20 protein-coding genes and 3 pseudogenes are annotated in these 18,921 nt (G+C 70.4%); 13 read left to right on the top strand and 10 right to left on the bottom strand.

Annotation, left to right across the window (positions count from 1 at the left end; genetic code table 11):
• The first annotated feature begins 58 nt into the window (after positions 1-58).
• Together BT364_RS10250 and BT364_RS10245 are read left to right on the top strand one after the other, a co-directional pair.
• Positions 59-1,147 carry a protein kinase family protein gene (locus BT364_RS10250; RefSeq protein ID WP_072484816.1) on the top strand — a complete coding sequence of 363 codons (1,089 nt, stop codon included), beginning with the start codon at positions 59-61 and terminating at the stop codon, positions 1,145-1,147.
• On the top strand, positions 1,135-1,746 hold the full coding sequence (locus BT364_RS10245) for a hypothetical protein (RefSeq protein ID WP_256259673.1): 612 nt from the start codon (positions 1,135-1,137) through the stop codon (positions 1,744-1,746). Before BT364_RS10250 ends, BT364_RS10245 begins: the two co-directional genes overlap by 13 nt.
• On the opposite strand, the gene BT364_RS10240 is transcribed toward BT364_RS10245, so the two are convergent.
• From BT364_RS10240 to BT364_RS10225, 4 genes and pseudogenes are all read right to left on the bottom strand, one after another.
• On the bottom strand, positions 1,710-2,687 hold the full coding sequence (locus BT364_RS10240) for an MBL fold metallo-hydrolase (RefSeq protein WP_072484815.1): 978 nt from the start codon (positions 2,685-2,687) through the stop codon (positions 1,710-1,712). The genes BT364_RS10245 and BT364_RS10240 overlap by 37 nt on opposite strands.
• Positions 2,684-3,142: a PaaI family thioesterase gene (locus BT364_RS10235; protein ID WP_072484924.1), complete on the bottom strand. Its 459-nt coding sequence runs from the start codon at positions 3,140-3,142 to the stop codon at positions 2,684-2,686. The genes BT364_RS10240 and BT364_RS10235 overlap by 4 nt, the downstream gene beginning before the upstream one ends.
• A gap of 228 nt (positions 3,143-3,370) precedes the next feature.
• Positions 3,371-3,604, bottom strand: a pseudogene (locus BT364_RS42685) (MFS transporter); the annotation flags it as partial.
• A 749-nt stretch (positions 3,605-4,353) separates the two neighbouring features.
• On the bottom strand, positions 4,354-5,622 hold the full coding sequence (locus tag BT364_RS10225) for a lipase family protein (protein ID WP_072484814.1): 1,269 nt from the start codon (positions 5,620-5,622) through the stop codon (positions 4,354-4,356).
• 181 nt (positions 5,623-5,803) lie between these two features.
• Here BT364_RS10225 and BT364_RS42680 point away from each other — a divergent pair.
• Together BT364_RS42680 and BT364_RS10215 are read left to right on the top strand one after the other, a co-directional pair.
• Positions 5,804-6,109, top strand: a pseudogene (locus BT364_RS42680) (hypothetical protein); the annotation flags it as partial.
• 224 nt (positions 6,110-6,333) lie between these two features.
• Positions 6,334-6,954 carry a dihydrofolate reductase family protein gene (locus tag BT364_RS10215; RefSeq protein ID WP_072484813.1) on the top strand — a complete coding sequence of 207 codons (621 nt, stop codon included), beginning with the start codon at positions 6,334-6,336 and terminating at the stop codon, positions 6,952-6,954.
• On the opposite strand, the gene BT364_RS44095 is transcribed toward BT364_RS10215, so the two are convergent.
• Positions 6,905-7,300, bottom strand: a complete 396-nt coding sequence (locus tag BT364_RS44095; protein ID WP_177328076.1) for a PIG-L deacetylase family protein — start codon at positions 7,298-7,300, stop codon at positions 6,905-6,907. The two genes, BT364_RS10215 and BT364_RS44095, sit on opposite strands and share 50 nt — an antisense overlap.
• Positions 7,301-7,332: 32 nt before the next feature.
• Between BT364_RS44095 and BT364_RS10205 the strand changes: the two genes are divergently transcribed.
• Complete coding sequence (locus BT364_RS10205) at positions 7,333-7,566, top strand: hypothetical protein (RefSeq protein ID WP_072484811.1); 234 nt, start codon at positions 7,333-7,335, stop codon at positions 7,564-7,566.
• Positions 7,567-7,633: 67 nt separating this feature from the next.
• Here BT364_RS10205 and BT364_RS10200 read toward each other — a convergent pair whose 3' ends face one another.
• The gene (locus BT364_RS10200) at positions 7,634-8,539 is read right to left on the bottom strand and encodes a hypothetical protein (RefSeq protein WP_256259672.1); all 906 of its coding nucleotides are present in this window, start codon (positions 8,537-8,539) and stop codon (positions 7,634-7,636) included.
• Positions 8,540-8,834: 295 nt separating this feature from the next.
• On the opposite strand from BT364_RS10200, the gene BT364_RS10195 reads away from it, so the two are divergent.
• Positions 8,835-9,194 carry a hypothetical protein gene (locus BT364_RS10195; protein ID WP_072484809.1) on the top strand — a complete coding sequence of 120 codons (360 nt, stop codon included), beginning with the start codon at positions 8,835-8,837 and terminating at the stop codon, positions 9,192-9,194.
• A gap of 89 nt (positions 9,195-9,283) precedes the next feature.
• Complete coding sequence (locus tag BT364_RS10190; RefSeq protein ID WP_107408202.1) at positions 9,284-9,853, top strand: GNAT family N-acetyltransferase; 570 nt, start codon at positions 9,284-9,286, stop codon at positions 9,851-9,853.
• On the opposite strand, the gene BT364_RS10185 is transcribed toward BT364_RS10190, so the two are convergent.
• On the bottom strand, positions 9,835-10,413 hold the full coding sequence (locus BT364_RS10185; protein ID WP_072484923.1) for a hypothetical protein: 579 nt from the start codon (positions 10,411-10,413) through the stop codon (positions 9,835-9,837). The genes BT364_RS10190 and BT364_RS10185 overlap by 19 nt on opposite strands.
• Before the next feature lie 175 nt (positions 10,414-10,588).
• Between BT364_RS10185 and BT364_RS10180 the strand changes: the two are divergent.
• Together BT364_RS10180 and BT364_RS10175 are read left to right on the top strand one after the other, a co-directional pair.
• A pseudogene (locus BT364_RS10180) lies at positions 10,589-10,740 on the top strand (oxidoreductase); the annotation flags it as partial.
• Between the two features lie 84 nt (positions 10,741-10,824).
• A complete protein-coding gene (locus BT364_RS10175) occupies positions 10,825-11,181 on the top strand; it encodes a hypothetical protein (protein WP_072484807.1) in 357 nt (118 codons plus the stop codon).
• 22 nt (positions 11,182-11,203) lie between these two features.
• Here the strand turns inward: BT364_RS10175 and BT364_RS10170 are convergent, their stop codons facing one another.
• Positions 11,204-13,096: an ABC transporter ATP-binding protein gene (locus BT364_RS10170; RefSeq protein WP_072484806.1), complete on the bottom strand. Its 1,893-nt coding sequence runs from the start codon at positions 13,094-13,096 to the stop codon at positions 11,204-11,206.
• A gap of 497 nt (positions 13,097-13,593) precedes the next feature.
• Here BT364_RS10170 and BT364_RS10165 point away from each other — a divergent pair, with 497 nt between their 5' ends.
• From BT364_RS10165 to BT364_RS10155, 3 genes are all read left to right on the top strand, one after another.
• Positions 13,594-14,580, top strand: coding sequence for an SDR family NAD(P)-dependent oxidoreductase (locus tag BT364_RS10165; RefSeq protein WP_079179377.1), 987 nt, complete (start codon positions 13,594-13,596; stop codon positions 14,578-14,580).
• Positions 14,577-15,182, top strand: a complete 606-nt coding sequence (locus tag BT364_RS10160) for an acyl-CoA-like ligand-binding transcription factor (protein WP_072484922.1) — start codon at positions 14,577-14,579, stop codon at positions 15,180-15,182. The genes BT364_RS10165 and BT364_RS10160 overlap by 4 nt, the downstream gene beginning before the upstream one ends.
• A 99-nt stretch (positions 15,183-15,281) precedes the next feature.
• Positions 15,282-16,889, top strand: coding sequence for an MDR family MFS transporter (locus tag BT364_RS10155; RefSeq protein ID WP_072484804.1), 1,608 nt, complete (start codon positions 15,282-15,284; stop codon positions 16,887-16,889).
• Between the two features lie 143 nt (positions 16,890-17,032).
• Here BT364_RS10155 and BT364_RS10150 read toward each other — a convergent pair whose 3' ends face one another.
• Both BT364_RS10150 and BT364_RS10145 read right to left on the bottom strand, forming a co-directional pair.
• Positions 17,033-17,809 (bottom strand): hypothetical protein, encoded by a 777-nt coding sequence (locus BT364_RS10150; protein WP_072484803.1) that lies wholly within the window; start codon positions 17,807-17,809, stop codon positions 17,033-17,035.
• A 156-nt stretch (positions 17,810-17,965) separates the two neighbouring features.
• Positions 17,966-18,325, bottom strand: a complete 360-nt coding sequence (locus BT364_RS10145; RefSeq protein WP_072484802.1) for an alpha/beta fold hydrolase — start codon at positions 18,323-18,325, stop codon at positions 17,966-17,968.
• Positions 18,326-18,428: 103 nt separating this feature from the next.
• Between BT364_RS10145 and BT364_RS10140 the strand changes: the two genes are divergently transcribed.
• Positions 18,429-18,899, top strand: coding sequence for a DUF5959 family protein (locus tag BT364_RS10140; protein ID WP_079179376.1), 471 nt, complete (start codon positions 18,429-18,431; stop codon positions 18,897-18,899).
• The last annotated feature ends 22 nt before the right edge of the window (positions 18,900-18,921 follow it).

Raw genomic sequence — 18,921 nt, 5'->3', positions numbered from 1 at the left:
GGATCGATCGCGCTCGCGAGATCACCGGTGTCGACGGTCGGGCATTGAGGAGTCGTTCATGAACCATTCGGGCCCGCGGCATGCCGCTCGCCTGGCCACCTACGGTTCCGTTTCCACGCACCTGTCGTTGCTGAGCGACCGCCGGCTCGGCGAAGTCGTGGCTGCGGCCACCCCTCTCGCGTCCGGCATCGGAGGCAGGTCCGCGGAGCTGGAGGCCGGTGGGACCCGGGTCTTCGTCAAGCGAATCCCGCTGACGGACGTCGAGATGCGGCCGGAGAACGTACGGTCGACGGCGAACGTCTTCGGGCTGCCGACGTTCTATCAGTACGGGGCGGGCTCAACCGGGTTCGGAGCGTGGCGCGAGCTGGCCGCGCACACCATGACCACGGGCTGGGTCCTTGGCGGCGAGCACGAGAGCTTCCCGTTGATGTACCACTGGCGAGTCCTGCCGGACTCTCCTCTCCCGGGATTCGCCGACGAATTCGGAGGCATCGACGGGGCGGTCGCGTACTGGGACGGCTCGTCAGCCGTGCGTGAGCGGCTGGAGGCCATCGGCCGCTCCTCCTCCAGTCTTGTGGTCTTCCTGGAGCACGTGCCGCAGACGCTCGCCGCGTGGCTCGGCGACCAGCGGGAGGCCGCGCCGGGTGGCGACTACGGCCCGGCGTACGCGTGGGCGGAGGAAGCCCTGCTGCATGGAGCCGACTTCATGAGATCCCGCGGGCTCGTCCACTTCGACGCCCACTTCAGCAACGTGTTGACCGACGGCCGGTCGGTCTACTTCGCGGACTTCGGTCTCGCCGTGAGCTCGGAGTTCGAACTCTCCCGGGTCGAGGCCGAGTTCCTCTCCGGCCATCTCGCGTACGACCGCCACTACATCGCGAACCATCTGATCCGCCACCATCTGCCCGACGGGCTGCGCGGCAACGTGGATCACGAGGCGTTCTTGCGCAACTGGATCGCGGGCGAAAGGCCCGAGGGGATACCGCCCGCGATCGCCGCGATCACCGACCGGCACGCCCGGACCTCCGTTGTCCTGGCCGGGTTCCACCGCCGTCTGCTCTCCGAGAGCAAGCGGACACCGTATCCGACCGCCGAGATCGAGCAGGCCGGACGAGGCGGCCTGGGGTGCGACGCATGCACTCGCTGATCACTGCCGTCGCCGCGCACGACGAGGCCGCCCGCTTCCTGGCCTGGCCTGGCGACTTCGACCTCGGCCAGGGCGACCATGTCGAGAACGTCCACCTCATGTCAGGCGCGGCGCTGGAGGGCTTCGCGGGTGCTGGGGCGGGGGGTACGTACTTCTTCTGCGGCGACGGTGGCGAGGAACGACCAGTCCTGTACGCGGACTCCGAAGGCAGCGCGGCTCTGGTCGCGATCGGCCTGCCGGAGCTGCTGCAACTTCTCCTGGTCGCGCCCTGGTGGCGCGGCTGCCGCGCGTTCACCGAGGAGGAGAGCTGCACGCTGGCTGCCGAGTATCTGGAGGACATGCCCGACCTGACGGTTCGGCGGGACCGTGCGGCCGAGGTTCTCGGCCTCGGCCTTCCCACCGAGGCCGAGGCCTTGTCCCGCCTGCACCGGGTCGCCACCGAGACGGGCAAGGACTCATCCTGGTCCTCACGGACGAGGACGATCCCTACGATCCGCTCATCAAGGGCTGAACCGGGCTCACCTCCCCGGCAGGTCCCGCCGCGGATCGGTCCCGCCCCGTGTCAGCGCGGCTCCGTCTCCGGCCAGCCGCGCGGATAGGGGACGCCCAACGTCCCGGCCGCGACCGGGGTGTGGTGAGCGGCGGCGTGCAGGCGGCCGTCGCGCAGGACGATCGCGCCGTTGCCGAGCATGGTCGTGACCAGTTCGGCGGCGAGGGTCTCGGGGGCCACGCCCAGGAGCCGTGCGGCGTCGGTCAGCCAGGCCCGTGCGTGCAGGTACGGCTCGACCTCGCCGGCCGGGATGCCGCCCCGGATCATCAGGGCGAAGGCAAGGATCCGCCGGGCCCCGTACCAGACCGCACCGTCCGGATCGTCCACGAGGCGTTGGGCGCGGCGCAGTGCGGCCGCGAGCGCGGCGCCGGGGTCGGCGGGGATCGGCCCGTGGGACGGAAGGATCACGCGCGGGTCGAGGGCGGCCGTCCGCTTGAGGGAAGCGAGTGCGGTGCCGGCCGCGTCGCGCCCGTCGAGAGCGAGGTTCACCCAGCCGACGTCGTAGTCCGACAGTGCGTCCCCGACCACGAGCAGCCGCTCCTCCGGCTGCCACAGCGCCAGGTGGCCCCGGGTGTGACCGGGGGTGGCGATCACCTCCCAGTCGGTGTCACCGAGGCGCAGGACCTGCCCGTCGTCGAGCGGCATGTCGACGGTGTACGGGGCGACGGGCTGGTCCAGGTACTCGGCCGCGCAGCAGCCCGGGTCCCGGCGGGAGATCGCCTTCGCTTCGAAGGCCCCCGCAGCGATGGCCGCGCCTTGCGCCTGGAGGAGCGCATTGCCGCCGACGTGGTCGGAGTGCCAGTGGGTGTTCACGACCAGGCCGACGGTCCCCGCGTGTGCGCGGGCCCATTCGGCGGTCTCCGTGGCGTGGGCGACGAACCCACTGTCGACCAGGGCGGCTTGCTGCCCGTGCAGCAGGAGGGTGTTGGCGTCGGGAAAGGGCCGCTGCCACCATGTCGCCCAGGCCGGCAGGGATGGCTGCGGGGTCACTCCGCGGGCCTGTTCACTCGGATCAGAGTCTGCTGCCCGTTGGCGACGAGCTTCCGCTCGCCGTCGGCCCGGACTCCGTACACCTCCAACTGGCATACAGGCAGGGTGCGTCCGGACTTCAGGACGGTCCCGATCGCTTCGATGTGGTCGTCGGCGGCGGGTGCGAGGAGGTTCATCTTGTACTCGAGGGTGAGGACATCGGACTCCTCGGGGAACAGCGTGAGCGCCGCATGGCCGCCCGCGGTGTCCGCGACGGCGCCGGTGGCGCCCGCGTGGATGTAGCCGTGCTGCTGGGTCACTTCGAGGCGGGCCGGGAGTTCGATGTGCACCCGGCCGGGGCCGATGTGGGTCATGCGTGCGCCGAGGTGGGCCATGAGGCCCTGGCGGTCGAAGCTCTCCCGGATGCGCTTCTGGGCCTCGGGGCTCGCCTGTTCCTGCTGTGTCCGGTCTCCCATGTGCTCTCCTTCGTATGCGTACGGGGTGAAGCGGGTTCGTCGGCCGGTCAGGCGTTCCACCAGCAGGAACCCGCCGATGGCGATCATCATGGCATCGGCGGCCCTGGGGACGGCCCCCTGAGCCCGGTCCGCAGACGGAAGGAGCCCGTGGCCTCCCCCGGAGGGGAAGCACCGGTGGGACGCTCCTGCCGTCGGTGTGGTGCTCGGACACGCAGAGCCGCAGTACGGTCACCCTCCGGCCCACGTGGCGGGCCCGGCCGACCGGAGTTCGGCGCGTCGCAGCACGGGGACGGACAGGCCGAGCGCTGCGGCGAGCAGGCAGATCGCGCCACATCCGGCGAAGAACACGTCCGCTCCCCACAGGGCCACCGTGACGCCGACGACCGGGAAGAGCGCGGGTGCCAGGCCGAGTGTGCACAGGGTTGTGAACGCGGTGACCCGGCCCAGGCATCGGGGGTCGGTCTGCGGCGGATCCAGAGGTTCGGCGACACGGCGAGCCGGCGCATCGCGTCGGCATCGTCGTGAAGTGCGGCGATCCACCACAGCGCGTAGGTGCGGTCATCGGTGGTGATGTCAGGAACGGTGGCCGCCATCGACGCGATCTCGACGGGGCCCGAAGGCGGTCGGGACTCGGAGTCCGGGGCCCGGTCGACACCTCTTCGTACGCCGGCTCCCGGGCGCTCGTCCCGCCGCGCCGCCTGCTCCGCCTCCACCTCCTGCAGAGCCTTGCGGAACGGCGGGTCCGCGGTGGCGGCGAGAAGCCTGCGCCACTGCTCGGGCGAGAGCCTCCCCGATTCCGCCGCCATGCCGCGGACGATCCTGGAGTGGTGGACGACCGCCGCGTCCCGGACACCGTCCGGAAGGTCGTCGCGGCAGAGGAAGCACACGAGGGGCTTCTTCCTCGCGTCGAAGAGGCTGATCAGGACCTCCGCCGGGGCGTCCCGGTTGGCTCCCAGACCGCGCAGCCACGCATCGGTGAGGCACTCGGCGGGGCGGAAGTCCTCGGGCAGCGCGGCCCAGGCCCCCAGGTCGGCATCGGTCTCGGTCATCTGCCGATTCAACAGGTACGGAACCGGAAGGATCGAGGCGTCTGGCGCAGGCCGGGGACACGGATGGGGACGCGAAGCGCGGTGCGGACCGGCCGGCCTCCGGCTCCGGTCCCAGCCCCTTCTCGGAACTGGGACCTGCGACGTCGAGCAGGGCCATGTGTGTCAGCCGGCGTCAGCGGCCTCGTCGAAGAAGCGGACGATGCGCGGAAGGGCCTGCCTCACCGAGTCGCTGTGGTCGTAGTCGCCCACGTCCGTGAGCCGGTATCCGGCGCCGTTGTCGGTCAGTTGTTGTGCACAGTATGCGGAGTGGGAGTCGTCGACATCCTTGTCGCTGCGGGCATGGAAGAGGCTCACGGGTACGTTCGGATTCCAGTCACAGGTGGTGTCCAGGGCGTGCAGTCGCTGCTTGAGGACGCCGCTGGGCGTGCGGACCTTGTTCAGGAAGTCCTCGGTGAACAGATCTCTGGAAGCCGGTGGCAATGCTCCGGCGATCTGCTCGGTCGTGTGATCGCCGTCGAAGAGCCCCTCCACGATCCGGTCGTAAGGCGCGCGGAACACTTCGCTCGGCGAGCCGTAGAGGCCGTACGTCTTGTTCCAGGCAGTGGCGAAGTAGGCGAGGTAGAGACCGGACTTGTCGATCTTGTCGTCCGCGGCGTCCGCCTCGAACGCGGACAGGTGGAACGGTCCGGCGACCGGGGCGAGCGCTCCGAGGCGGAAGTAGCGGTCGGCGCCCCCGTCCTGGAGTGCCCGGCCGACCAGCATCGTCGCGGGCCCGCCCTGCGAGAACCCGCTGACCTGGACCGTACGTTCGAGCTCCCGGCCGTTTCGGTGCGCGAAGGCACGGGCCGCGCGGAGCGCGTCGACAGCGGCGGCGACGGTGGCCCGCGGATCACCATAAGGGTGGAAGCCCTCTCCGGCGCCGAGGCCCACATAGTCGGGGGCCGAGACCGCGCGTCCGGTCGACGCGAACAGGTATGCGGCGAGTCGGTCGTCGGCAGCAGGGTTCTCCGAGGCGACGTCCTTGCGGTAGGCGATGGTGCCGTGCAGCCAGGAGACGGCCGGCAGGCGTCGGGAGGTGGTCCTGGGCAGCACGAGGAGCTGGCTGGCCGCGGCGGGCTCGCCCGCACTGTTAGTGGTGCGGTAGACGACCTGGTACGCCGTCACTCCGTAACGGACCCGGGAGGAGTTGATCTTCCCCTGGAGCTCCAGGATCACTTGTTGTGCCGTCAGATCGGCGACCTGGCGAAAGGAGACGACGGATCCGGCCTTCTCCGGCCGGATGTGGGCGTCGCCGACCGGGGCCGGGGCTGTCAGGGCCGGCCGGGTCGGGGCTTCGGCTGCCGAGGCCGAGGCCGGCGCGGTCAGTGCCGCACCGCTGCCGAGGATGGCCGCACCGACGAGGAGCCGGGCGCGGAAGCGCTGTGAAGTCATGGGTCGATCTTCCCGATTGACGGAGACTCAGGAACATCAGGCCACCCACCGTCCCTGCGTGGGGCCAGCCCTACAGGGCTTCCCCAGGGGAGCGGCCGTGCTGCCGGTGAACGGTGGGAGCGGCAGGGCGGCATGGGGGGTGCCAAGTCGGCGAAGATGTCGGGTGTTTAGGGTCGAGCTCATGACGAGAACCACACCGCCGCGGCCACTGGACGTCGAAGCGCTCTTTCCGGAGCTCGCCGCGCACCGGGGCACCACCACCCGGCTGCACCCGAAGCCGGGGAATCCGGACGTGTCGGACAGTTCCGTGGGTGGGCCGATGCTGTGGCCGGCGGACGAGCCGTGGCCGGTGTGCACCGAGGCACACGGTCGCGGGCAGGGCCGCCGTCCCGCGGAGATACACCGGGAACGAGAGGTGCTGGCCCGCGCGTGGGCCCGCGACCCGCTCTCGGGCCCCACGGAGGAGGATCTGCGTCTCCTGGAGGAGAAGGTCGCCGTTCGCTCGGTGATGCACGGAGTTCCGGGCAGCGGCACACCGGACACCGGACACCGGACCGACCATGATGGAGATCTTCCGCGTGAACGGCGGGCGGATCGCGGAGCTGTGGGGGATCTCCGGCCTCCCCCGCCAGGGAAAGTAACGCCACTGGCCCGACCGACCGATCGCCCGCCGATTGCCGCCACTCTCACTCGATCAACGAAAGGTCATCCATGCGCAGGCTCGTGTACTACATCGCGTCCACCCTCGACGGTTTCATCGCCGGACCGGACGGTTCCGACCCCACCGGCCCGGACGGCTTCTGGCCGGTCCCCGAGGAGTATGTTCAGCACCTCGTCTCCGAGTACCCGGAGACCCTGCCGGGCCCGGCCCGTGCCGCGCTGTCCGTCACTGCCGACGGTACGCACTTCGACACCGTCCTCGAAGGACGGCGCTCCTACGAGATCGGCCTCCGGGCCGGGGTGACCGATGCCTACCCACACCTTCGGCACCTGGTGTTCTCCCGCACACTGGGCGAGAGCCCGGACCCGGCCGTGGAACTGGTTGCCGACGATCCGGTGGCGACCGTACGGGAGTTGAAGCAGCAGGACGGCAAGGACATCTGGCTGATCGGCGGTGCCGAGCTCGCCGGTGCGCTGTACTCCGAGATCGATGGACTGATCATCAAGCTGAGCCCGATGACCATCGGCACCGGGATACCGCTCTTCTCCGACAAGGCGGTGTTCGATCCGCGCGGCTGGGACCTCACCGACCACACCGTCCTGAAGTGTGGGGCGGCTTTCCTCACGTACGCCCGCAAGACCCCCGACGCGTCTCGGTCCAGCACTTCTTGACGGTCGGCGCGCATCCGCGCCGACCGAGCCGGTACGCCACTGTCTGACCCGCCGCTCCTCCCCCGGAGGCCAGCGCCGTGTGCGGCCCGGGACGCACACCGGCGAACAGGTCGTCCTCGGGGAGGGAGACTTCCACCTGGGAGCGTGCCAGGTGGAAGTCCTCGGTGGGCCACACCTCGCGTTCGATGTCGCGGTCGTGAAGCATGAATCCGGCGTTCGGGTCGATCTGCGTGGCGTGCGCCAGCAGGGCCCGGTCCCGCACCGGGAAGTACTCGGAGCAGGGCACCCGGGTGGTGAAGGCCGGTGTCCCGGTGTCGTCGTCGAACTCGGCGAGCACGGCTTCCATGCCACGAGCGGCCCGAGGAGGCACTCGCCGGGGTGCTGGCCTCCGAGACCTCGGCAAGCGCCGACGACTTCATGCCCAAGGCGGCGGCCGCGCTGCTCGCCGCGGCCCACCGCACGCTGTTCCAGCAGGTGCTGGAACCGACCTCGGCGGGCGACACAAACCAACGGATCGCGACCATCATGGCCCGCACCGCCGGGCAGGTCTTCGGTCTGCTGGAACCGTCCCTGGCCCACTACGCCGTATGCCGGGCCGGACCCGAGCGGTGACCTCGATCGCGCATCATGCGAAAGACAGCTGTCCACCACCCGGGCCCGGCAGCACCTGCCGACGGTGTCAGGCCCCGCAGAACGGCATGGTCCGTACGTAACCGCCGAGGTTCTCGTCGTCGGTCCCCAGGAGGGCATCGGCCGAGCCGGGGAGGCACTCCACGGCCTCGATCTTGTACTGCGGGAACGTGCCGAGCACCCTCGGGTGCGCCGCGAGCGTGACCCGTACCCGGCCGGCGGCCGACACGGTCACGCGGCCCGCGTCGCTGACCGCGGAGTCGAACGGGCCGTCGTCACCGGCGTCCGCGGCCGAACTCACAAGGATCCGGCCGGAGTCGGTCACCGAGATGTCGGAGATGTGCCGCACGCCCTCACCGGTCGGGTACGGCGCCAGGTAGGCCCGACGCGTCACGGCGGCGAACTGCGGCTGCCCCCACGGCGCGAACGACAACTGCGCCGCGTACAGCGTGGCGGGACGGTCCGCGCCGGCTCCCCGGTCCGCCCACAGGGCGGCGAGTTTCCCGTCCCGGGCGACGAGTGCGAAGCTCTCGAAGTCGTCGCCCTCGCCGATGCCGGGCAGCGGCGAGTAGTCGACGACCGTCGCCGTGGCGCCGCTGACCTTCAGGTGGTGGACGATGCCACGGCTGCTGAGCGCCAGATACTCCCCTGGCATCCCGGGAATGGCCTCGATGGCCTCCAGGTCGACGGGTTCCGGCCCGTCCCAGGTCATCGGGGAAACGCCGTCGGAGCCCTCCCAGTGGGTGATCCGGGACAGACGCCGCTGCCCGGACTGCTTGTTGTCGTGCACGGCCAGGGCGTGCACCCCGGCTCCGTCCGCGGCACGGCCCTCGTACGCGAGTCCGCTGAACCCGCTGCGGGCGTCACCGCCGACCTTCTGCCATTCGCCGGCAGCACCGGCCGGGGCCCCGCCGAGCACCGTCAGCAGCGCGGCCGCAGCGGTGATCCAAGCCATGCGCTGCACCATCGGGAGTTCCACTGGGAGTCGCTCGCCTTCTCTGTCCGACAGGCGCGAGGTCACGCGCCGGGCGCCAGGTTATTGATCATGGTGAGTGCGGCCCAGCGACGGCTACGCCATGTGCCGGAGCGCGAAGGCGGACTCGGCGGGCACACGCAGCTCCCCGCCCCGCCGGTCCGGGTGTCTCGGCCCGGGTACGGAAACGTCGTGGCCCGCAGGCAGACCGTGCGGGTATCGTCCGGTCCTCCGACCAGCCGCTTCGGCGGCCTCCGACACTCAGAGAGCGATTCCGATGACCAGCCGGCAAGCAACGACGACCCTGTGGCGCCCGACCGGCCCCGAGGAGCTGGATCTGGTCCGGGAACTGAACTGGCGCGCGTGGCCGCCTCGTCTTCCCGAGCAGCCCATCTTCTACCCGGTCCTCAACGAGGACTACGCGATCAGGATCGCGAGGGACTGGAACGTGAAGCACGACGGAGCCGGGTTCGTCACACGTTTCGAGGTCGAGTCGGAGTTCCTGCGCCGCTATCCCGTCCAACAGGCCGGCGGGCGATCCATTCTCGAACTGTGGGTTCCGGCCGAGGAGCTCGACGATTTCAACGCCCATATCGTCGGTGAGATCCAGGTGGTCCACGCATTCCGCCTCCGCTGAGCAGCACCGGCCCGAGTGCGGAGCTCCCGCACAATTTCGGCAAGTCCGTGACAGAGCATGGGTCATGCAAGGATCGCGGCGTGAACGACGTGAACGAGCTGCGCTTCCGCCCCGCCGACGAGACCGACCTCCCGACTCTTGTTCGCCTGCGCGACGACGCCGCCCGCTGGATGCTCGCCCAGGGCGTCACCGGCCAGTGGCAGCCCGGCGAGCTGGGCGAGGACCACTTCCGCCGGATCATGGCGAGTGGCGAGGTCTGGATCGCCGAGGCCCAGGGCCGCGTGGCCGGGGCCTGGGAACTGTGGTGGGCGGACGACGACGCCTGGGGTCCGCAGCCGCCGGTGGCCGGCTATGTGCACCGGCTGATGGTGGACCGCGACACCGCCCCGCCGGGGACGGGCCGGCTGCTGCTCCGGGCTGCGGAGCGCCGTGTGGCCGCGGCGGGGCGGGCGTTCGTCCGACTGGACTGCCTGGCCGGGAACGCGCGGCTGAACGCCTACTACGTGAACGACGGCTACCGGCCCGTCGGCCACAAGGCGGGCAAGCCTCAACCGGGCGGCACGCCCAAGGCGTTCACACTCCTCGAGAAGACCTTGCGGACCGGCGACGACGGCTGGGCAACCGCGCTTTCCCGCCCCGGTCAGCGGCGGAGTGCGTAGCGGGTCAGGCGGGAACGGGCGGTCCGCCTGCTGACGCCGAGCGCCTGGGCGACGGTGTCCCACTGGGGCCCGTCCAGGCCGTCGACGTTGCACACGGCATCCGCCGCCAGGCGCTGGGTCAGGCGCTCCAGGGTGGCGGCGGCCCGGAGTGCGGCCAGTGGTTCGTCTTCGGTCAGGACGGTGAGACGTGTTTCGAGCCGGTCGAGCAGGGCGGTGAGGTCTTCGGGTACGGAAACGGCTCGGTCCTGCGCATCGGTCATATGGGCGTCCCAGTCGCCCTCCGGACCGCTGGTGTCGAACAGGTACGGACGCCGCCGGTCGACAGCCTCCCAGTCCAGCGGGTACCGAGGGGTGCCACGCCAGCCGCACGAGCACGCACCGCGCATCTCGGTGGCGAGCGGCGCTCTGAGGGTGCCGTCGTAGATCCACCAGTCGGTGCTCCGGTGGACCGTCGGACCGCTCCCGGCGTCGAAGTACACCGGGCCGGGCTCGGTGCCGTCGGCCAGGAGGACACCGGGCCGGCCCTCGTGATCGGCGCCGAACTCCTCGAACTCCCACATGCCGAACTCCTCCCCCACCGGGACTCCGGTGAGTCTCGAAGGCCGGCCCGGACGACGCACCCGAGGCTCCGCCCCGTTCGCGGGCCCGGCCAACCCGGCCACAACCCTGCCCGCGCGGTGAGGCCCGGCGGGCGAATACCCGAACCGGTGAATATGCCATACGGAATTGACGCCAAACCACGTCGGCGGAACGAACCCGCGCAAGGACCTGGACCTGCTGCCCAGGGACATGGACGAATTCGACCGGGCCGTCGCCCTCAACATGCGCAGCACCTCCTGGGCGCCCGGCACGCGGTGCCCCACATGATCCGCGCCGGCGGCGGCTCCCATGCTCCCCGGAGCGGCTCGTTACAATCGCTGCCGGTCGTTGCCGTTGTGACCGGTCGTTGTCACTGAGGGATGCCGCTGGGGATGGGGACGGCTGTCGAGATAGACCTGCCGCTCGGCGAGAACGCCGGTGCCGGTGCCGGTCTCGGTGCCGATTCCGATGCCCATGCCGCCCGGCTCGCTGCCGAGCTCACCGAACTGGGGAACGAACGCTTCCTGCGGGCGGCACTGCCCGGCACGGCACGATTCCACCACCGCAGCACCGACCGGCTCATCGGTTGGCCGCCCACCTCTGAGGAGGCCGGCGAGCCCGCCTCCAGCCTCCTGTTGCGCGCCATCCACCTGTGCTTCACGGGCCCACCTGCCACCCGCGACGGTGAGTGGATCCGCCCCCGGCTCGGTCATGCCGTGGTGGAACTGACCTCGGACCACACAGTGTGATCCGGTGTGCGGTCCGGTCCGGTCAGCGGTCCTGCGAAAGCTCCAGGAGTTCGGCGAAGGTGCCTCCGGCGTGGACCAGGTCCTCGTACCGGCCCTGCTCGGTGATGCGGCCGTGCTCCATCACCACGATGTGATCGGCGATCCTGGTGTTCTCCAGCCGGTGGGTGACCACAACCGTGATGCGGTCGCCTGCGATGGCCTTGATCCGCTCGAAGATGCCGTGCTCGCCGCGCGGGTCCATCTGTGAGGTGGGCTCGTCAAGGATCAGCAGCGACGGCCGGCGGTACAGCGCGCGGGAACAGGCCAGCCGCTGCCACTGTCCGCCGGACAGCTCCGCCCCGCCGAAGAGCTCGCGGGCGAGGAGGGTGTCCAGGCGGTCCGGCAGCTCCTCGACCGCCTCGCGCATCCCGACCGCGTCGACGGCCTCCCACACGGGTCCGTCGTCGACGGTACGGGGCTGGCCGAGGGTGACGTTCTCCCGCACACGCAGCGGCCACTGGGCAAAGATCTGCGGGACCAGTCCCGTGTGTCGCCAGACAGTGGCCGGGTCGACCTCGGCGAGATCCGCTCCGTTCCAGGTCACCTTGCCCTTGTCGGGCAGGTTGATGCCAGTGAGCAGCCGGGTCAGGGTCGATTTTCCGGAGCCGTTCGTTCCGACGATCGCGAGGATCTGACCGCGCCTCAGTGTCAGGGAGACGCCCGCGACGGCCGGTGTCTTCTTTCCCGGGTACTGATAGACGACTTCGTCGAGCCGGATCTCGTCGACCGGACCGGTGACGGCGCGCTTCCCTCGCTTGGGCGCCCGTTCGGCCGCGGCGTCGAGAAAGGCCTGCATGTCGCCGAGGTAGAGGCTGGTGTGGAAGACCGCGGCTCCATTGACGACGACCTGCGACAGGGAGGTCAGCATGGTCTGCACGGCAAGGACCGCGGTCGCGGCGATCGCGATCCCGATCCGGCCGGTCACGGCGAGCCAGGCCAGGACTGCCCAGGTGAGGACGAGGAAGACGCCGCCGGCCAGTGAGGAGAGCAGTGCGATGCGCAGGGTGCGCGGGGCGGCGGCCAGGGTCCGCCGGTCGCACCGCTCGGACAGTGACCGGTACCAGAACAGCAGGTAGTCGGTCATTCCGTTGGCGCGGACCTCGTCACCGTACTTGGGCGTGGTGGACCACCACCGCATCATGCCCCGTACGTTGCGGTCGGAGACGTTGGCGTAGTGGATCTCGTAGTCCACGCGCGCGGCCAGGACGGCTCCGATCCCGGCGGGCAGGACAGCGAGCAACAGCAACGGCAGCATCGCCGGGTTCAGTACCGACAGGACGCCGCCGGCGGTGATCATGCGGATCAGAGCGGACATGAGTCTCTGGGCATCGGTGACCATCACCTGGGTGCGCAGCACGCCCATCTCCGCGGCCTCCTGGCGGTCCGCGAAGCCGGGTTCCGAGTAGGCCGCGGCCTCGACCCGGCAGACCGCCTCGACCAGCGCGGTGTCCGTCTCGGTGGTCAGCCTCGGGGTGATCCGCCGCTCGGCGTACGTGGCCGTCGCGCCCGCCGCCCGTGCGAGGGCGGCCGCGACGGCCACGAGGAGGAGCGCCGGCAGGGCGTCGCGCAGCCGTTCGGCCACGGCGTCGGTCCCGAGGATGGGCTTCATCGCCCGCGCCGTCGCCGTCAGGAGGACGGCTGCGGACAGGCCCGTCAGCGCTTGGCACCCGATCAGCAGCCGCACCGCCCGGCGGTCGGTCTGCCACGACAGCCGGGCGATCCGGTGCAGGACCTTCGGGATCTGCCCGCACATCTTCCGGAAGGAGACCTCGGCGAGCGGGTTGACCGCGTACTGCCCGCTGTAGCTGAACTCCGCCGGAGGCGGTGGTGACGGTACCGCCGTGAGCTGCTGTTTCTCTGTGTCGGTCGAGGTCAACTGGGCTCCCTGGAAGGTCGTTCGGGCCTGTCATGGAGCTCAACGACCGAGCAGACCTTTCGAACACATGTTTTTGAGACGCGATGGAATCCGCATGACAGAGCGAGAAACGGAGCATGCGGGATGCACCGACCGTTGCCGTGCACGGAGGCCACTCGGAGCGATCTTGGCCGAAACGCCGCCGACTCCCTCACCCTTGCCTCGGGCGACCAACACGGTCAGCCGTGCCCGGTCCCGGCCGGGCGCCGTCGCGGTGACTTCGTTGTCACCGTTGCGCGGTCCGTCAGCAAGGCCGGCACGGCTCGTGGTGCGGCTCTCCAGGGCGATGCGTAATCGGCACAGGCCGGTAGCGAGTCCTTCACTCGGTCCTGGTAAGTCTGGGCAATTGTGAACAGACGACGGCAAAAGAAACTGTCAAAGCGTCTCGTAAGGGGCGGCCACATTCGGCGACAGCACTCAGATCAACGCTCTGCTGAGAGCCGGGGCCTGCCCGGAGGCTGGACGGGCGCTCCGTCGTCGTCACCGGCGCGGGCCGGGGGCTCGGCCGGGCCTACGCCCTCGACCTGGCCGGGCGCGGTGCCCGGGTCGTCGTGAACGACCTCGGGACGGCGACGGACGGCTCCGGGAGCCGGGACGCGGGCCCGGCGGCCCAGGTGGTCGAGGAGATCCGGGCGGCGGGCGGGACGGCGGTGGCCAGTACCGCGGACGCGAGCAGCGTCGAGGGGACGCGGTCCCTGATCGACCTGGCTTGTGCCGAGTTCGGTTCGGTCGACGGGGTCGTGGCGAACGCCGGGATCTACCGGCCGGGGCTGGACTTCACCGAGATCGACGAGGGCCTGCTGGAGCGGATGACGGCCATCCACGCCTTCGGCGCCTGGCGGCTGGTGCGCGCGGCCTGGCCCCGCTTCACGGGGTGCGGACGGGGCCGGGTCGTCCTGGTCACCTCGGCGGCCGGCCTGTACGGGATGGCGGGGAACGCCGCGTACTCCCTGCTCAAGGCTGGGATCGTGGGGCTGACGCGGACGCTGGCCGCCGAGGGGGCCCCGCACGGTATCCGGGTCAACGCCGTGGCTCCGGTGGCGTGGTCACGGATGTCGACGGCGACCGAGGGCGTGCCACCCGAGGTGCTGGAGCGGATGCGGGAGGAGGCGCCGCCCGAGGCGGTCGCGCCGGTGGTGGCCGCGCTGCTCGCCGACGATGTGCCGGTCACGGGCGAGGTGCTGAGCGCGGGGCGCGGCCGCGTGGGCCGGGTGCTGACGGGTGAGACCCCCGGGCATTCGCTCGGCGGACGGCGGGCCGCTGCTCGGGCAGGACCTCACCGAGCGGATCAGCGAACTCCTCTCCGTGGAGGGGATGGTGTACCCGGCCTCGGCGCACGAGACGCCCTGAGCGGCTCACCGGGTCGGGGCGGGCGGCGGGGATGGTATCCCGCCGCCCGCAGAATTTTGCACCACACGCAAACTTGCATAGCATGCACTTCATGAGTGCCGCCGACATGCCCCTCGGGCTGCGTGAACGCAAGAAGCGCGCGACGCGTGACGCCCTGGCGGACGCGGCTCTGCGCCTGGCCGCGGACCGCGGTATCGATAACGTGACCGTGGAAGCGGTCACCGACGCGGTCGGCGTATCCGTGCGCACCTTCTTCAACTACTTTCCGTGCCTTGAGGACGCGATCACCCGTCCCGCCCAGGACAACGCCGAGCGGACCCGTCGGGCGGTGCTCAACGCGCCGGACGAACTCACGGCGCTCATCGCCCTGCGCGAGGCGATCGGCCAGGAGCTGGCCCACATCGAGGAGGACCACGAACGCTGGGAGCTCCAGATGGCGGTGCTCAGGACGAGTCCCTCGCTGCTGTCCGGCTTCCTGGCCGCCCGGGGCGCGGACGAGCGCGCGCTGATCGCTGCCGTGGCCGAGCGCCTCGGCCAGGATCCCGAGTCCGATCTCCACCCCAGGCTGCTCGCGTACGTGGCGACCGCCGCCGTGCGCGCCGCCGTCGAGCTCTGGGTGGCCTCCGGCCGTACCCGTACGTTCCAGAGCATCTACCACGAGGCATTCGCCTCGCTGGCCGCCGGTCTGAACGACTGAAGCCCATCCCGGGCCTCCAACGGGGGCTTGCGCCCCATCACCCGAATCACCCCGCCCATCCGATCAACCGAAAATCCAGAGAATGAGGAACGCCAGCCGATGAGCGCTGCCGTCACACCCGAAACCGGTACCGCCGGTGCGCCCGAGGGGGCCGCGCCAGCCATGACGCGTCGTCACATACTCCAGGCCATGTCGGGCCTGATGGCCGGCATGTTCGTGGCCATCCTGGCGTCCACCGTGGTCTCCAACGCACTTCCCAGGATCATCGCCGATCTGCACGGCAGCCAGTCCTCGTACACCTGGGTGGTCACCGCCGAGCTGCTGGCGATGACGGCGACCGTCCCGATCTGGGGCAAGCTGTCCGACCTCTACGACAAGAAGCTGCTCATCCAGCTGTCCCTCTCGATGTTCATCGTCGGCTCGCTCGTCGCCGGCTTCTCGCACAGCGTCGGCCTGCTCATCGTGAGCCGTGTGGTGCAGGGCATCGGCGCGGGCGGTCTCACGGCTCTCGCCCAGGTCGTGATGGCGGCGATCATTCCGCCGCGTGAACTCGGCCGTTACTCCGGCATCTTCGGCGCCGTGTTCGCCGTCGGCACCGTCGCGGGACCGCTCATCGGCGGTGTGCTCGTGGACACCTCCTGGCTGGGGTGGCGCTGGTGCTTCTTCATCGGTGTGCCGTTCGCGCTGCTCGCGATCGTGCTGCTCCAGCTGACCCTGAAGCTGCCCACGGTCCGCAGGGAGGTGAAGATCGACTACCTCGGCGCCCTTCTCATCATGAGCGGGGTCAGCGCACTGCTGCTGTGGGTGACCCTCGCGGGCAACCGGTTCGACTGGGCGTCGTGGCAGACCGCCGCCCTGGTCACCGCCGGTGTGGTCCTGCTGGCCGTCGCGGTACTGGTCGAGTCCAGGGTCCAGGAACCGATCATCCCACTGGACATCTTCCGCAACCGCACCGTGACGCTGACGACCGTGGCGAGCCTCCTGGTCGGCGTGGCCATGTTCGGCGGCACGGTGTTCCTCTCCCAGTACTTCCAGATCTCGCTCGGCAAGACGCCGACCGTCGCGGGCCTGATGAGCCTGCCGATGATCCTCGGTCTGATGATCTCCACGACCGTCGCCGGACAGATCATCTCCGCCCGGGGCAAGTGGAAGGGCTTCCTGATCGCGGGCGGCATCATCATGACCGCGGGCATGGGCCTGCTGTCCACGATCAGCGCGGACTCCTCGTTCGGGCTGCTCAGCGTCTACATGGTGGTGCTCGGCGTGGGCGTCGGCATGCTGATGCAGAACCTGGTGCTGGCGGCTCAGAACGACGTACCCGCGTCGGAGCTCGGCGCGGCAACCTCGGTGCTGTCGTTCTTCCGCAGCCTCGGCGGGGCGATCGGCACGAGCGCGCTCGGCGCCGTGCTCAGCCACCGGGTGGCGAGCGAGATGGCGAAGGGCTTCGGCGGGGCGGCTGACAATGGAGGCGCCGGCCACGGCGTCCCCGACCTGTCCACTCTTCCCGAACCGGCCCGGCAGGTGGTCGAGCACGCGTACGGGGTCGCGACCGCGGATGTCTTCCTGATCGGAGCCCCCTTCGCGCTGCTCGCCCTGGTCGCGGTGCTGTTCATCAAGGAGAAGCCGCTCAAGACGCAGAGCGGCATGGAACGGCTCGCCCAGGAGAACGCCGCCGCGGCGAAGACTCCGGCCACCCCGGCGCACTGACCCAGGGGGTACGTAGAGACTGACCCAGGGGGTACGTAGAGAAGGACGCAGGCCGCCGTGACCGGCCGGACTCCGCGGACGCGCAAGATGCGGCGTACGCGTGAGGACGTGCCGCGCACGGCGGCCGAACTCTTTCTCCGGTGTCAGCCGGCGGGAGTAGTCGGCCAGGCGCCCGGCTGCGCCCCGCGCTTGGGTTTCCTCCCGGCGGAACGGTTACTGATGAGCGCCTGCCGGATCTGCGCGGCGGTCGCTCGCGCATGCTCGGAGGTGGAGATCGCGTCGGCGGTGGCAGGCACGAAGCGGTGGGCCGGCTGTCGGCAGTACGGGCAGGGCGCCCCGTCGGCGAGGAGGTAGCCGTCCTCGCACGCCCGGTTCGAGCAGGCTCCGGGGCTCACCAGGGCCTCGGCGATCTCTTGGGGCGCCCAGCGACGGCGGTTCTCCTCGTCGCGTTCGTGGATCGCGTGGGACCAGCGGTTGCTCCAGCGCCTTTCGATACGGTCGAGGAGCTGGGCGGCCGTCCGGTGCGTGAGCTCCTCGAACAGGATGTCGGGCAGGGTACGGGGTACCCGGTGTCCGAGGGCCTGGAGCAGTGGCTGGGGAAAGCCCTGCATGATGAAGCGCATCGGGTCGTTGCCCGGACTCTGCTTCCACTGCTGGCAGTGGCAGACACCTCCGTCGGGCAGTGGGTTGTGGCAGCGGGTGCACAGTCCCCGGCAGTCCACACAGATCCCGTCGTTGAGCCCGTCCAGGTGGGGTGCCGGCGCCCTGCCGCATTCACGGCAGCAGGCCGCGCACAGGCCGCAGAGCCGCTCGTTGCCCTGCTGGGTCGTCCAGTTCCGCTGCTGGCAGCGACAGCACAGACTGGTGTTGCAGTAGTCGCTGTGCTCGCCGTTGTGCCGGCCGAGGGGAGCGAAGGACACGGTGCTTCCTCTTTTCGGGCTGGAGCGTACCGACGAAGCGGGTGCGGGGCTGCGGCTCCTCCCCCGCGCGGTGAAACTCCGTACAGCCTAGTGAATCGGCGCCGGACCGGACGGCACGATGAAACGGCACCGGCAGAAGCCCGCGGTCTCCCGCCCTCAGCCGCTCTCCCCGATGAACCGGCGCAGTTCACGGGCGAGTGCCTCCGGGTTGTCCATGGGGGACCAGCGTCCCGGCCCCGGGGATCTCGACGTATCGCCCCCGCGGCAGCAGTTCGGCGAGGCGTCGGCCGGTCTCGGGCGGCATCCTCCGGTCCTCCGCGCCCAGGCCACCAGCGCGGGCGGGTCGAAGTGCCGCAGCCGTTCGGCGGCCCGCAGACAGGTGTCCTTCTGCGTGGAGCGCAGGAAACGGGCGAGGTCCCGGCGGATCGCCCGGTCGGTCAGCAGCGGCCGGGACCAGCGGCGCACCCGCTCGTACGGGATCCCGTGCGCCGTCATGCCGCCCAGCGAGCTGCCCATCGCCGCCAGGAAAGCCCTTCGCCGGGGCCTCCCTCGTCCGCGCATACCTCCATGGGAGAGGATGCACGCTGCTCGCACCAGTCAGACCCTGCGGAGGCACACAGTGGGAAAGCCGGACCCGGTCGATCTGATCCACCTGGTGGACGCGGACGGCAATCGGTGCGTCGTTCGTGTCACCGGGCGCTTTCGGCCCGGCGTCCTGACCGGGCACGACACCCTGCGCGCCGATGTCCTGGTGTCCACCGATTTCCTCGACGCACGCCTTGAGCTCCACCTCTTCCAGCGCGATCTCTCCTTCTGGGAACGTGAACTGGAGGGCCTCGCCCCTGGGGGTACGGCGGGGCTCGGTGGCGGCCGAGGACTGGAGCTCGGCATTCGGCTCGACGAGGACCGGTCCGTGAGCGTGACGATCCACGACCCCGACCGGCTCACCACGCTCTTCGCCGTCCAGCCGCAGGACGACTGGGTCCAGGACCACCGACTCCGGCTCGGCCGAATCCGGCAGGTCTGGCCGAGCGAGGTCGTCGAGACCTCTCCGACGGTCTACGAGTGGAGCCCGGACCGCAGGAGCTGAGCGCCTGCGGCAGGCCATGACG

The organism is Streptomyces atratus (assembly GCF_900119365.1).
In the GTDB taxonomy this organism is placed as follows: Bacteria; Actinomycetota; Actinomycetes; order Streptomycetales; family Streptomycetaceae; genus Streptomyces; species Streptomyces atratus_B.
This window is presented reverse-complemented; position numbering and strand designations above follow the sequence as displayed.

What these genes read in the sequence shown, in the direction of transcription:
- BT364_RS44095 (WP_177328076.1), bottom strand. Translation starts at nt 7,300, where the DNA reads ATGGAAGCCGTGCTCGCCGAGTTCGACGACGACACCGGGACACCGGCC.
- BT364_RS10225 (WP_072484814.1), bottom strand. Translation starts at nt 5,622, where the DNA reads ATGACTTCACAGCGCTTCCGCGCCCGGCTCCTCGTCGGTGCGGCCATC.
- BT364_RS10160 (WP_072484922.1), top strand. Translation starts at nt 14,577, where the DNA reads ATGAGTGCCGCCGACATGCCCCTCGGGCTGCGTGAACGCAAGAAGCGC.
- BT364_RS10145 (WP_072484802.1), bottom strand. Translation starts at nt 18,325, where the DNA reads ATGGGCAGCTCGCTGGGCGGCATGACGGCGCACGGGATCCCGTACGAG.
- BT364_RS10185 (WP_072484923.1), bottom strand. Translation starts at nt 10,413, where the DNA reads ATGTGGGAGTTCGAGGAGTTCGGCGCCGATCACGAGGGCCGGCCCGGT.
- BT364_RS10175 (WP_072484807.1), top strand. Translation starts at nt 10,825, where the DNA reads ATGGGGACGGCTGTCGAGATAGACCTGCCGCTCGGCGAGAACGCCGGT.
- BT364_RS10235 (WP_072484924.1), bottom strand. Translation starts at nt 3,142, where the DNA reads ATGGGAGACCGGACACAGCAGGAACAGGCGAGCCCCGAGGCCCAGAAG.
- BT364_RS10245 (WP_256259673.1), top strand. Translation starts at nt 1,135, where the DNA reads ATGCACTCGCTGATCACTGCCGTCGCCGCGCACGACGAGGCCGCCCGC.
- BT364_RS10250 (WP_072484816.1), top strand. Translation starts at nt 59, where the DNA reads ATGAACCATTCGGGCCCGCGGCATGCCGCTCGCCTGGCCACCTACGGT.
- BT364_RS10200 (WP_256259672.1), bottom strand. Translation starts at nt 8,539, where the DNA reads ATGGCTTGGATCACCGCTGCGGCCGCGCTGCTGACGGTGCTCGGCGGG.
- BT364_RS10155 (WP_072484804.1), top strand. Translation starts at nt 15,282, where the DNA reads ATGAGCGCTGCCGTCACACCCGAAACCGGTACCGCCGGTGCGCCCGAG.
- BT364_RS10215 (WP_072484813.1), top strand. Translation starts at nt 6,334, where the DNA reads ATGCGCAGGCTCGTGTACTACATCGCGTCCACCCTCGACGGTTTCATC.
- BT364_RS10195 (WP_072484809.1), top strand. Translation starts at nt 8,835, where the DNA reads ATGACCAGCCGGCAAGCAACGACGACCCTGTGGCGCCCGACCGGCCCC.